Genomic DNA, 12,431 nt, shown 5'->3' with positions numbered 1-12,431 from the left:
CTCTCGTCGTGCCCGCGCCCACTCGAGGAGGAGCGTCCGAATGCCCATCGCGCCCGACCGTCCCCGCGATCCGGCCGCCGTGCTCGCAGCGATCCGCGAGCGGTGCACCGCCCTGGTCGTCGAGGCTGAGGACCTGGCCGTGCCCGTGCCCACGGCCCGGCCGTTCACCGTCGGCGAGCTGTACGCGCACCTCGTCGGCACGGCCGTCGACGCCGCCGCGGGGGACGTCCCGGATTATCCCGAGCTCGGCCGGGAGGACGTCGTGCGCGGCCACGTGGAGGCGGCCCGCGGCCGCTCGGTCACCGAGCTCGCCCAGGAGTGGGCCAAGGCAGAGGCCGTGCTGCTGCACGCCCTCGACCAGGCCCAGCTCACCGCTCTGGTCGTGGAGGCAACGGCCCGCGAGCACGACCTACGCACCGCGCTCGACCGGCCCGGCTTCCGGGACGACGACGGCATCCGGATCAGCTTGGACGCGCTCGCCGCGCAGCTGTCGGAGCGGCTCTCGGCCGCGGGGGCGCCTCCGCTGCGGGTGACCGTGGAGCAGTGGGGCGCGATCGTCGGCTCCGGAAACCCGCACGACTGCCTGGTGGGGGACCGCTTCGAGTTCGTGCGGGCGATGACCGGGCGCCGCTCGCGCGGCCAGGTGGCGCGGTGGAGCTGGAGCCGCGAGCCGGAGGCCTACTACGACCTGCTGTCCAGCTTCGGTGAGCTACCCGAGAAGGAGATCCGCGAACGGGATCCGCGTGTGCCGGCGCACCTCGCCGACTTCGACCTCACGCACTGACCCTCGCGCCTGGACTCGCAAAGTCTATAAGGATACTTTAGAACTCGCCGTCCGCTCGGCGGCGCGGCGGTTCGATGAGGAACGGAGGGTGGGGCATGACGGCTGCGGTGAACCGGGCGGAGAGCCTCGAGGAGTTCCGGGTCCGGGCCCGGGCCTGGTGCGAGGAGAACGTGCCGAAGGGCTGGCGCGAGCAGCAGCTCGGGGCCGTCGAGGACGAGCTGGTGTCCTTCCAGCGGAACTGGCGCGCGACGCTGCAGTCCGGTGGCTACCTCGCCGCCCACTGGCCCCGGGAGTGGGGTGGCTCGGACCTCCCGCTGCCCCACCAGGCCGTGCTCGCCGAGGAGCTGGCCCGGGCGGACGCCCCGCGGCTGGCGCTCTACCAGGTGGCCATCTACAACGCGGCGCCGGCGATCATGCACTTCGGTACCCCGGAGCAGAAACAGCGCCACCTGCTCGGCATCCAGAACGGGGACGTGTGGTGCCAGGGCTTCTCGGAGCCGGGCGCGGGGTCTGACCTGGCGTCGCTCTCGACGCGTGCCGAGCGCCGCGGCGACGTCTTCGTCGTCAACGGGCAGAAGGTGTGGACCAGCTGGGCGATGCGCGCCGACTGGTGCTTCATGCTGGTCCGCACCGACCCTGCCGCCCCCAAGCGGCACGGCATCACCTTCCTGCTGGTGGACATGACCACGCCCGGTATCGAGGCGCGGCCGATCACCCAGGCCACGGGCGCCGCAGAGTTCTGCGAGCTGTTCCTCACCGACGTCGAGGTCCCGGTGGAGAACGTCCTCGGCCCGGTGAACGAGGGCTGGCGGGTCAGCCAGACCACGCTGGCCTCCGAGCGCGGCGTCACGATCCTCGAGCTCGCCGAGCGCCTGCACCGCAACGGGCTGGAGGGCCTGATCGACGCGATGGCGGGCTGGACCGGCGAGGACGGGCGGCCGGTGCTGGACGACCCGTCGACGCGCGAGCGCCTCGGCGGCTTCTACGGCGAGGTGCAGATCCTGCGGGCCATGTGCCAGCGGTTGATCGAGTCCATGACGGCCCACGGCGGCGTGGGCACCGAGGCGTCGGTGATCAAGCTCTACTACAGCGAGCTGCTGCAGCGGTTCATGGACTTCGCGGTCCAGGTGCGGGGCCTTCCCGCCCAGATCGCCCAGCCGCTGCTGCTGTCCGGCGGCTGGGAGACCGGCAACTGGGCCCACGACTTCCTCAACTCGTGGTCGTGGACCATCGCGGGCGGCTCCAACGAGATCCAGCGGAACATCATCGGCGAGCAGGGCCTCGGTCTGCCCCGCGAGCCACGGGCGGTGGGGGAGCGATGAGCGAGCGGGACGACCTGCGGGACATGGTGCGCGGCCTGCTCGACGAGCGGGCCTCGTCGGAGGCGCTGCGGGCGGCGGTCGCCACCCCGGCGGGATTCGATCCCGCGCTCTTCGCCACCGTCGCCGAGCTCGGGCTGACCGGGCTGCTGGTGCCGGAGGAGCGCGGCGGCTCCGGTGGCGAGCCCGCGGACATGGCGGTCGTGCTGCACGAGCTGGGCAGGCGGGCCACACCGCTTCCGTTCCTGCAGAGCGCCGTCCTCGCGCCCACCGCGTTGCTCGCTGCGCCGGGATCGGTCGCGGACGAGCTGCTGCCCGCGATCGTCGAGGGGCAGGTCCGGGTGGCCGTCGTCCTCGGCGGTCCGCAGGGCGCGGTCGGCCCGCAGACTTGGGCGGTCGACTGGACGGACAACGGCGCGGGCGGCGGGCGGATCGACGGTGTCGTCGGCGAGGTCATGGACCTGCCGTCGGCGGACGAGCTGATCGTCGTCGCGCGCTCGGCGGACGGTCCGGTGGTGGCGGTTCTGCCGTTCTCCGCGGTGCGCGTGGAGTCCGTGACGGCCCTGGACCTGACCCGTAGGCTCGGCACGGCCACCTTCGACGGCGCCGAGGTCCCCGCGGACCGGGTGCTGGCCCGCGGGCCGCAGGCGGAGCAGCTCGTGGCCGTGGTGCTGCGGGCGGCGGCCTGGGGGCTGGCGTGCGACGCGGTCGGGCTCGCCGAGCGGACAATGGAGCAGACCGCGGCGTACGCCCGGGACCGCCACCAGTTCGGCAGGCCGATCGGGTCGTTCCAGGCTGTCAAGCACGCCTGCGCGACCATGTCGGTCACCGTCGAGTGCGGGCGGGCCGCGGTGGACACCGCCACCCGTCTGCTCACCGCCGCGGTCACCCGGGAGGCGGACGTCGCCACGTCGACCGCGAAGCAGTTCGCCGGGGACGGCGCCGTCGAGGTGTGCGGCAGCGCGGTCCAGGTGCACGGCGGCATCGGCTTCACCTGGGAGCACGACGCCCACATCTGGCTCAAGCGCGCGCTGCTGGACCGTGCGCTCTTCGGCTCCTCGGCGTGGCACCGGCGCCGGGTGGCCGACGCGGTGCTGCCCGTGCCGGCGGGGGTCGCCGGATGACCGCCGCCGATCAACGTCCGGCATCCGGGGCCCCGTCCGCGTCCCTGCCCGCCTCCCTGCAGGCCCGGTTCGACCACGTGGCCGTCGCCGGGCCGCGGATCCGGGATCTCCTCCCGATCTACCGTGACCTGCTCGGCGGGCGGTCGGCGGGCGGCGGTGACAATCCGCGCGTCGGCTACCGGGCGCTGCAGCTGGGCTACCCGGACGACCGCCGGGTGGAGCTGATGGAGCCGCTGCCCGGCAGCACGTTCTTCGACCGCTTCTTCGCCCGCACCGGCGGCGGGGGCATGCACCACATGACGTTCCTGGTGCCGGATGTCCGCGAAGCGATCCGTGAGGTCGAGGCGGCCGGCTGGACGCCCACGTCGATCTTCCTGGAGAATCCTGTCTGGCAGGAGGTGTTCCTGCACCCCAAGGAGACCGGCGGGACCCTCGTGCAGATCGTGCAGGCCGAGAAGCGCGACGGGCCGGGTGCGACGGTGGAGGAGATCCTCGCGGGCCGGGGGACCTGGGGCACCGGGACGCCGAGCCCGTGAGCGGCCGGCGGCGGGGGGAACCATGACGGACACGACCCGGGTCGTGCGCACCACGCTGGCGGGCACCGTCGCCACCGTGACCTTCGACCGGCCCCCGGTCAACGCGCTGAACCGGCAGGCCCTGCGCGAGCTCGCCGAGGAGTTCGAGGCGCTCGCGGACCTGAGGGTGTCGGTCGCGGTGCTGCGCACCGGGGGTACCCGGGCGTTCATCGCCGGGGCCGACCTCAAGGAGATCGACGAGGAGCGCGAGGTCGGGCCGGGCGAGGCGGTGGACCGTGGCGCCCTCGCGCGGCGCGCCCTCGAGGCGGTCGCCGGCTGCGCGGTCCCCGTGGTGGCCGTGGTGGACGGGGCCGCCATCGGCGGCGGCCTGTCGTTCGCCGCGCTGGCCGACATCGTCGTCGCCGACGAGACGGCCCGGTTCGGCACCACGGAGATCAACGTCGGCCTGCTCGGCGCGAGCGCCCACCTGCGTCGCCTGGTGGGCGGGGTCCGGGCCCGCGAGATGTACCTGACCGGCCGGCTGGTCGAGGCACGGGAGCTGGCGGCCTGGGGCGCGATCGCGCACGCGGTGCCCGCGGCCGAGCTGGAGGCCACGGTGACGACGGTGGTCCACGGGCTCGCTGCGAAGAGCCCGCTGGCGCTGCGGTTGGCCAAACAGGCCCTGGACCGCACCGAGTTCCTCCCGGTGCACGAGGGGTACCGGGTCGAGCAGGACTACACGAACCGCCTGCTCGGCCTGCGGGACTCGGCCGAGGCGCGGCGCGCGTTCCTGGAGCGCCGTGACCCGGAGTGGACCTGGAGCTAGACCGGGTCAGACGCGGGCCAGCGCGGCCTCGGCAAAGGCGAGGACGCGCAGGTGGTAGGCGCGGGCCATGCCGCCGAGGGACAGGTTGTGCCCCGAGCCCGACACGAGCAGGAGGTCCCGGGCAGGTGCCGCCGTCAGGGCCGCGTCCGCCGCCGCCAGGAGCGCCTCCGGCGGCGCCGTGGTGCGCTCGTGCGCGGCTACGGCGAACTGGACCGGCACGGAGATCCGGGCGAACAGCGGGGGGAGACCTGAAGGGGCGTCCCGCGCGTCCAGGAACTCGAGGGTGGGGGTCCCGGTGACCAGGGCGCGGCGGTGCTCGAGCAGGCGCGGGTCCCAGCTGCCGGCGGGCCCGTACCACATCGTCGGGTCCGGGCGCGGACCGTCCGACCTGCGCGTCATCACCGGGCCGGACAGGTCCGCACCCGCCATCCCCTGTGTCTGCTCGGGGGTGAACACGAGCGGGACGCCGCCGACGGCGACTGCTACGAGGCCCGCCGGACGACCCCGTGCGGCGAGGTGGGCCGCAACGATCGCGCCGAGGGAGTGTCCGACGAGGACGACCGGGCCCGTGCCCGCGCCGACGGCCGCCAGGGCCCGCTCGAGCAGCCGTCCCTGATCCGCCGCCGACCAGCCCTGGGTCGTCCGGTCCGCGGACGCGCCGTAGCCGGGGCGGTCCGGCGCGAGGACCCGCCAGCCGAGGCAGGCCCCGAGCTCCAGCAGGCCGGCGTCCGGGGCGACGGGAGAATGCCAGTAGGCGGCGCGCGCTCCGCCGCCGTGCAGGGCCAGGAGCGTGCCACGCGGGGGACCGTCGGGCTCGGCCAGCAGAACGGACAGCCTGAGCCCGTCCCCGACGTCGAGGAGGGCCTCGCGGACTCGGGACGCCGTGTCCATCGACTCAGAGACGCTCATATAGTGCACTCTGCGTGGAGAATCGGCGTCTGGCAAGAACTTAATTTAGACGTGGACTCCGGATTTGGACCTCCGTGGCAGCACAGGGTGACCTGATTGTCGACAAGTGGCTAGAGTGAGCCCTCAGGACCGTCGACGCTCGTGGTCCGGACAGCGAGGAGTCGTCGTGTCCCTGCTCGACGTCGGACAGCAGGTCGTGCGAGAGGACGGCGCCGGCGTGAGCCGCAAGCTCGCGGCGCAGCTCGCCCAGCGCATCGAGGCGGAGATCATCTCCCGGGGTTGGCCCGTGGGTGACGTGCTCGGCTCCGAGCAGGAACTGCGCGAGCGCTTCCGCGTCAGCCGCGCCGTGCTGCGCGAGGCCGTGCGGCTGGTGGAGCACCACCAGGTCGCGCGGATGCGCCGCGGTCCCCATGGCGGGCTGTTCGTCGTGGCGCCGGACGCGGGGCCGGCGGCCCGGGCGCTGGTGATGTACCTGGAGTACATCGACCTGTCGGTCGAGGACCTGATGGAGGCGCGGCGGCTGATCGAGCCCCTCGTGGCCTCACGAGCCGCGGTGACCATCGGCGAGTCGGGCATCGAGCGGCTCCGGGGGGTGCTCGCCGAGGAGGCCGAGAAGCGGGCGGATCCGCGGGCCGCCTCCCAGGACGCACTGCACATGGTCCTCGGGAAGCTGTCCGGCAATCCTGCCCTGGAGCTGTTCGCGGACGTGCTCACCCGCCTGACCACGCGCTACGCCGTGATCCGCGGCGGGATGTCGCGCGAGGACGTGGTGCGGGGCAAGACCGAGTCGCACGAGCGGCACACCGAGATCGTCGATGCGGTGATCGCCGGGGCGGCGGGACGCGCGGCCGCAGCGGTCGAGGCCGACCTGGCCGAGACCACGGCCTGGCTGCTGGCGCGCCACGGGCCACGACGGACGACCTCCGGGGACGATGTGCCGGGCCGCAAGCTCGCCGAGGTCGTGGCGACCCGGATCCGAGACGACATCGTCCGCCGGGGCTGGCCGGTGGGGCTGGTGCTCGGCTCCGAGACGGACCTGCTCGCGCGCTATGGGATCAGCCGTGCCGTGCTCCGGGAGGCGGTCCGGCTGGTCGAGTACCACGGGGTGGCGCGGATGCGCCGGGGGCCAGGCGGTGGTCTGGTCGTCGCCGAACCCGATCCCGAGGCCTGCATCGACACGATGGCCCTCTACCTGGACTATCGCGGGGTCACACCGGAGGACCTGCGGGTGGTGCGCGAGGCGATCGAGCTGGGGGCCCTGGGCCGGGTCGTCGCCCGGACGGACACTGCGGAGGTGGCAGGCCGGCTCGAGGCGGCGATCGCCCGCACCGCCGAGCCGCGCGGGCCCGGGCGCACGGGCGCCGACCGCTTTCACGCCGAGCTGGCCGAGCTGTCCGGCAATCCGCTGCTGGTGCTGTTCCTGCGGATCCTCACCGAGCTGTGGGCACGACACGCCGCGAGCGCCCCGCTCCCGCCGCCGGGTGAGGAGAGCCAGGCGACCGTGGTCGCGGTACACCGGCGGATCCTGGAGGCCATGGTCGCCGGGGACGACGGCGTGGCGCGCCATCGCATGCGCCGGCACCTGGAGGCCCTCACCACCTGGTATCACTGAGACTGTCCCGCTGCGTCGACTATGGGATACTCTTTATCGACAACCGGGATAGCGTCGGTGCGCTCCGGAATCCGTCGAAACGGGTTCGCCGGCGTGCTGTGCGCACCCTGATCGAGGGAGGATGTGAGATGAAGCCGCGTGTCGGGACGACGCTGAGGAGCGCCACGGACGGGACCACGGTCGTCGTGGTCCGCTGGGGTGCGGACGATGTGGAGATCACCTGCGGCGGCGCGCCCATGGTGGACGCGCGCAGCGGCACGGTGGAGCCGGTCGGGGCCGATCCCGCCCAGCAGGACGGTACCCAGATGGGCAAGCGCTACGTGGACGAGGGACGCGGCATCGAGCTGCTCTGCACCAAGGCGGGCGCCGGCACGTTGGCAGTAGCGGGCGCGGCGCTCCCGATCAAGGGCAGCAAGCCGCTGCCGGCATCGGACTGATCTCTTCAAAGGTTACTCAATGCGAGAGATAGCTTGATGCGCCGCAACCTGTTCACCGCTGATCACGAGGCGTTCCGCGAGGTCGTGCGGGAGCTGCTGGAGAAGGAGGTCGTCACCCGCTTCCCCGACTGGGAGCACGACGGGCAGGTGCCGCGCGACCTGTTCACCCGGCTCGGCGGCCTCGGCCTGATCGGCACCGCGATCCCCGAGGAGTACGGCGGAGGCGGCCAGGAGGACTACCGCTACAACGTCGTCCTCCAGGAGGAGGCCGCGCGGGCCCTGGTCACGCTCGGCACGCTACGCACGCAGCTCGACGTCATCCTCTCGTACTTCCTGGCCTACGCCGACGAGGAGCAGAAGCGGCGCTGGCTGCCGGGGATCGCGGCGGGCGAGCTGCTCACCGCGATCGCCATGACAGAGCCCGGTACCGGCTCCGACCTGGCGGGGATCACCACCCGGGCAGTGCGGGACGGGAACGAGTACATCCTCGACGGCGCGAAGACCTTCATCACCGGCGGCCTGCTCGCGGACCTGGTCATCGTGGTCGCCCGCACCTCGACGGACCCGGAGAACCGCCGCGCGGGCCTGTCCCTGCTGGTGGTGGAGGACGGCATGCCCGGGTTCACCAAGGGCAGGCGGCTGGACAAGATGGGCCTCAAGGCCCAGGACACCGTCGAGCTGTCCTTCGCGGGCGTGCGGGTGCCGGTGGCGAACCTGCTCGGGGAGGAGGGCCAGGCCTTCGGCTACCTCGGCGCCAATCTGGCGCAGGAGCGGCTGGCCATCGCCGTCGGGTCGGTGGCCCAGGCCGCCGCCGCGCTGGAGCAGACCATCGCGTATGTCAAGGAGCGCAAAGCCTTCGGCACTCCGGTGGCCTCGTTCCAGAACACTCGGTTCGAGCTCGCCGCAGTGTCCGCGGAGATCGAGGCGGCGCAGGCGCTCCTGGACCGGGCCGTGTCCGAGCACGTCCGCGGTGAGCTGTCGGTGGCCGACGCCGCCCGCACGAAGCTGTTCTGCACGGAGATGCAGGCGCGCGCGGTGGACCGGTGCCTGCAGCTGTTCGGCGGGTACGGCTACATCCTCGAGTACCCGCTCGCGCGGCTGTACGCGGACGCCCGGGTCGCCCGCATCTACGGCGGGACCAGCGAGGTCATGAAGCTCATCATCGGCAAGGACCTCGGTCTGTAGAGGGGAACGCATGAAGATCGACGGCATCTCGGCCCTGGTCACCGGCGGCGGGTCCGGGCTCGGGCTGGCCACGGTCCGGCAGCTGCTCGACACGGGGGCGGCAGGTGTGGTCCTGCTCGACCTGCCGACGTCGCCCGGGGCCCAGGTCGCGGCCGAGCTGGGGAAGAACGCCCGGTTCGTCGCCGGGGACATCACCGATGAGGACTCGGTGGCAGCCGCCCTCGACGCGGCGGAGGAGACCGGCCCGGTGCGCGCGGTCGTGCACTGCGCCGGCCGCGGCGGGGACCGGCAGCGGATCCTGAACCGGGACGGCACCCCCGGGGCCCTGGACACCTTCGAGCAGGTGCTACGGATCAACCTCGTCGGCACCTACAACGTGCTCCGGCTCGCGGCCCAGCGGATGAGCGGCAACGAGATCGTCGACGGCGACCGGGGCGCGATCGTGCTCACCGCGTCCGTCGCCGCGTTCGACGGGCAGATCGGGCAGACGTCCTACACGGCGTCCAAGGCGGGGGTGCACGGCATCACGCTGGTTGCCGCGCGGGACCTGGCGAGCTGGGCGATCCGGGTCAACACCATCGCCCCCGGCACCTTCGACACCCCGATGCTCGCTCGGCTGCGCGACGACATCCGGGAGGGCCTGGCCGCGTCGGTGCCGCACCCCAAGCGGCTCGGCCACGCGGACGACTACGCGCACATGGCGGTGAGCCTGCTGGAGAACGCCTACGTCAACGGGCACACCGTCCGGCTCGACGGCGCCATCCGCATGGCGCCCCGCTGACCGACGACCCACGAGGAGGACCACCCGGTGAGGCGCACCCTGTACGGCCCGGACCACGAGGCCTTCCGCGAGGTCGTACGGACCTTCCTGGCGAAGGAGGTCGTACCGAACCACGAGGAGTGGGAGAGGGCGGGCGTGGTCCCGCGCGAGCTGTTCACCGCCGCCGGTGCCCAGGGACTGCTCGGCATGGCCGTCCCCGCGTCGTTCGGCGGAGGGGGCACGCCGGACTTCCGGTTCAACGCCGTAATCACCGAGGAGATCGTCCGCGCAGGGGTCCCCGGGTCCGGCAACGGCATCACGCTGCAGAACGACGTTTGCCTCCCCTACTTCCTGGATCTCGCCACGGACGAGCAGAAGGCGCGCTGGCTGCCAGGCATCGTGTCCGGCGAGCTGGTCACGGCGATCGCCATGACCGAACCCGGCACGGGCTCGGACCTCGGGGCGATCCGGACCACGGCGATCCGGGACGGCGAGCACTACGTCGTCAACGGGGCGAAGACCTTCATCACCAACGGGCACAATGCCGACTTGGTGATCACCGCCGTCAAGACGGAGCCGACCCAGCGGCACAAGGGCATGTCCCTGGTGGTGCTCGAGCGGGGGATGGCGGGCTTCGAGCGCGGGCGCAACCTCGACAAGCTGGGGCAGCACGCGCAGGACACCGCGGAGCTCTCGTTCACCGACGTCCGGGTCCCCGTGTCCAACCTGCTGGGGGAGGAGGGCCGGGCGTTCGCGCACCTGGTCGACCGGCTGCCCCAGGAGCGGCTCGGGATCGCGGTCGCCGGGACCGCGGGGGCCCGCACGGCCCTCGACCAGACGCTGGAGTACGTCCGGGAGCGCACTGCCTTCGGACAGCCGATCGGTTCGTTCCAGAACTCCCGCTTCGTCCTCGCGGAGATCGCCACCGAGGTGGATCTCGCCGAGCACTTCGTGGACGACTGCGTCCGCGCGCACCAACAGGGTGAGCTCACCGCCGTCGACGCCGCCAAGGCGAAGTGGTGGTGCACGGAGCTGCAGGGTCGGGTCGTGGACCGGTGCCTGCAGCTGTTCGGCGGCTATGGCTACATGAACGAGTACCCGATCGCCCGCGCGTTCGCCGACGCCCGGATCACCCGGATCTACGGTGGGACCACCGAGATCATGAAGGAGGTCGTCGGCCGCGACCTCGGCCTCGGCCTCTGAGCGACCTCCGACACGGTTCGTATCGTCGGCGCCGCGGGCGCCGTAGTCTCTTCAGCATACTCATTGACGACCGCAAAGGAGCGTCGTGGACCGCATTTCCCTCGTGGACTACCTCGTCCTCGACGAGGAGCCGCACCTCGTGGCGCAGGAGTGCCCGAACTGCGCGGCGCGCTACTTCGACCGGCGCAGCGCATGCGCGAACTGTGGGCTCCAGGAGGAGTTCCGCCGCGTGCGGGTTCCCACCACCGGGACGCTGCACAGCTTCACGATCGTGCACTTCGCCGCCGAAGGCGTCGAGGTTCCGTTCGTGGCCGGGGTCGTTGACTGCGACGGCACCAGCGTCCGGTCCAACATCGTGAACGTGCCGGCGGACCCGGAGCACGTGACCCTCGGCATGAAGGTGCGGCTGACCACCGTGCCGGTCGGGAAGGACGACTCCGGGGTCGAGGCCGTCGGGTACGGCTTCGAACCGGCCGAGTAGGAGGCGACCATGGCGGAGAACGTCTGGATCCTCGGGATCCACATGACCAACTTCGGCAAGCACAAGGACAAGGACGTCCTCGATCTGGGGGCCGAGGCGGCCATCGGCGCGTTGAAGGACGCCGGGGTCACCATCCGGGACATCGGCGTGATCGGCGCCGGGAACCTGATGGGACCCTCCGGATTCGGCCAGGCCCTGCAGAAGCAGATCGGTCAGACCGGCGTCCCGGTGTTCAACGTGGCCAACGCCTGTGCCACCGGTGCGACCGCGCTGCGCGTCGCGATCATGGCGATCAAGGCGGGCGAGGCGGACATGGGCCTCGCCGTTGGCGTCGAGAAGTTGGCGGGCGCCGGGCTGCTGACGGGCAACCAACGTGCGGCCCAGGGGAACGAGTGGACCCGTGAAGGCCGGTTCGGCGCGGTCGCCCCGCTCGACGGGCGGATCGGTACCGAGACGATGCCGGGCGTGTTCGCACAGATCGGCATGGAATACGGGCACCGCTACGGCGGGGCGGACTTCGCGCTGTTCGCGGGCATCTCGGAGAAGAACCACGCGCACTCGACGCTGAACCCGAAGGCCGCCTACCGCAAGCGGTTCACGCTCGACGAGATCATGAACGACATGATGATCGCGTACCCGAACACGCGGCCGATGTGCTCGGCCAACTGCGACGGGGCCGCGGCGGCGGTCGTGGTGAGCGAGGCCAAGCTCCGCACGCTCTCCCGCGAGCAGCAGCGCCGCGCGGTCAAGATCAGCGCCTCGGTGCTGACCAGCGACCCGTACCAGGAGGCCTGCCAGATCCTGCCGGACGTCAACACACTGACCCGGCAGGCGGCCACGACTGCGTACGAGCAGGCGGGCATCGGCCCTGAGGATCTGGACCTCGTCGAGCTGCACGACTGCTTCGCCACCGCCGAGCTGGTGCACTACGACAACCTGCAGCTGTGCGAGCCGGGCGGGGCGGTGGACTTCTTCAAGTCCGGCGCGCCGTGGCGGGACGGGAAGACCCCGGTCAACGTGTCCGGCGGGCTGCAGTCGAAGGGCCACCCCGTCTCGGCGACGGGGATCGCCAACGTCTGGGAGATCGCCACCCACCTGCGCGGCGAGGCCGGACCGCGGCAGATCCCCGGGGCGAAGGTCGGGCTGGCGCACGTCATCGGCCTCGGCTCGGCCTGCGGCGTGCACGTGCTCGAGAAGTCCGCTCTCTGACGGCGCGGCGGAGGCCGACGCGGAGACCGACCCGTCGGTCTCTGCGAAGGCCCCGCCGGCGGGTCGG

At 72.3% G+C, this 12,431-nt stretch carries 13 protein-coding genes; 12 read left to right on the top strand and 1 reads right to left on the bottom strand.

Features of this window, described 5'->3' with window-relative positions; translation table 11 throughout:
• Positions 1–40 precede the first annotated feature (40 nt).
• From AB0B41_RS16730 to AB0B41_RS16710, 5 genes are all read left to right on the top strand, one after another.
• Positions 41–784 carry a hypothetical protein gene (locus AB0B41_RS16730; protein ID WP_358203869.1) on the top strand — a complete coding sequence of 248 codons (744 nt, stop codon included), beginning with the start codon at positions 41–43 and terminating at the stop codon, positions 782–784.
• 95 nt (positions 785–879) lie between these two features.
• Positions 880–2,106: an acyl-CoA dehydrogenase family protein gene (locus AB0B41_RS16725; RefSeq protein ID WP_358203867.1), complete on the top strand. Its 1,227-nt coding sequence runs from the start codon at positions 880–882 to the stop codon at positions 2,104–2,106.
• The gene (locus AB0B41_RS16720) at positions 2,103–3,227 is read left to right on the top strand and encodes an acyl-CoA dehydrogenase family protein (RefSeq protein ID WP_358203865.1); all 1,125 of its coding nucleotides are present in this window, start codon (positions 2,103–2,105) and stop codon (positions 3,225–3,227) included. The genes AB0B41_RS16725 and AB0B41_RS16720 overlap by 4 nt, the downstream gene beginning before the upstream one ends.
• On the top strand, positions 3,224–3,763 hold the full coding sequence (locus AB0B41_RS16715) for a VOC family protein (protein WP_358203863.1): 540 nt from the start codon (positions 3,224–3,226) through the stop codon (positions 3,761–3,763). The genes AB0B41_RS16720 and AB0B41_RS16715 overlap by 4 nt, the downstream gene beginning before the upstream one ends.
• A gap of 22 nt (positions 3,764–3,785) precedes the next feature.
• On the top strand, positions 3,786–4,568 hold the full coding sequence (locus AB0B41_RS16710) for an enoyl-CoA hydratase-related protein (RefSeq protein ID WP_358203862.1): 783 nt from the start codon (positions 3,786–3,788) through the stop codon (positions 4,566–4,568).
• A 6-nt stretch (positions 4,569–4,574) separates the two neighbouring features.
• Here AB0B41_RS16710 and AB0B41_RS16705 read toward each other — a convergent pair whose 3' ends face one another.
• Positions 4,575–5,477, bottom strand: a complete 903-nt coding sequence (locus AB0B41_RS16705) for an alpha/beta fold hydrolase (RefSeq protein WP_358203859.1) — start codon at positions 5,475–5,477, stop codon at positions 4,575–4,577.
• A gap of 166 nt (positions 5,478–5,643) precedes the next feature.
• Between AB0B41_RS16705 and AB0B41_RS16700 the strand changes: the two genes are divergently transcribed.
• The 7 genes from AB0B41_RS16700 (at position 5,644) to AB0B41_RS16670 (ending at position 12,364) form a co-directional block, all read left to right on the top strand.
• Positions 5,644–7,089, top strand: coding sequence for an FCD domain-containing protein (locus tag AB0B41_RS16700; protein ID WP_358203857.1), 1,446 nt, complete (start codon positions 5,644–5,646; stop codon positions 7,087–7,089).
• Between the two features lie 128 nt (positions 7,090–7,217).
• On the top strand, positions 7,218–7,526 hold the full coding sequence (locus AB0B41_RS16695) for a hypothetical protein (protein WP_358203855.1): 309 nt from the start codon (positions 7,218–7,220) through the stop codon (positions 7,524–7,526).
• A 36-nt stretch (positions 7,527–7,562) separates the two neighbouring features.
• Positions 7,563–8,711: an acyl-CoA dehydrogenase family protein gene (locus AB0B41_RS16690; protein ID WP_358203853.1), complete on the top strand. Its 1,149-nt coding sequence runs from the start codon at positions 7,563–7,565 to the stop codon at positions 8,709–8,711.
• A gap of 10 nt (positions 8,712–8,721) precedes the next feature.
• Entirely contained in the window at positions 8,722–9,492 is a 771-nt protein-coding gene (locus tag AB0B41_RS16685) for an SDR family NAD(P)-dependent oxidoreductase (RefSeq protein WP_358203851.1), read from the top strand.
• Between the two features lie 27 nt (positions 9,493–9,519).
• Positions 9,520–10,674, top strand: a complete 1,155-nt coding sequence (locus AB0B41_RS16680) for an acyl-CoA dehydrogenase family protein (protein ID WP_358203849.1) — start codon at positions 9,520–9,522, stop codon at positions 10,672–10,674.
• Between the two features lie 85 nt (positions 10,675–10,759).
• Entirely contained in the window at positions 10,760–11,155 is a 396-nt protein-coding gene (locus AB0B41_RS16675) for an OB-fold domain-containing protein (RefSeq protein ID WP_358203847.1), read from the top strand.
• Positions 11,156–11,164: 9 nt separating this feature from the next.
• Positions 11,165–12,364 carry a thiolase family protein gene (locus AB0B41_RS16670; RefSeq protein WP_358203845.1) on the top strand — a complete coding sequence of 400 codons (1,200 nt, stop codon included), beginning with the start codon at positions 11,165–11,167 and terminating at the stop codon, positions 12,362–12,364.
• Positions 12,365–12,431 lie beyond the last annotated feature (67 nt).

Origin of the sequence: Pseudonocardia sp. NPDC049154, assembly GCF_040648315.1 — a bacterium.
In the GTDB taxonomy this organism is placed as follows: domain Bacteria; phylum Actinomycetota; class Actinomycetes; order Mycobacteriales; family Pseudonocardiaceae; genus Pseudonocardia.
Note: the sequence above shows the minus strand (reverse complement) of the source record. Positions and strands in the feature narration are given on the sequence as shown.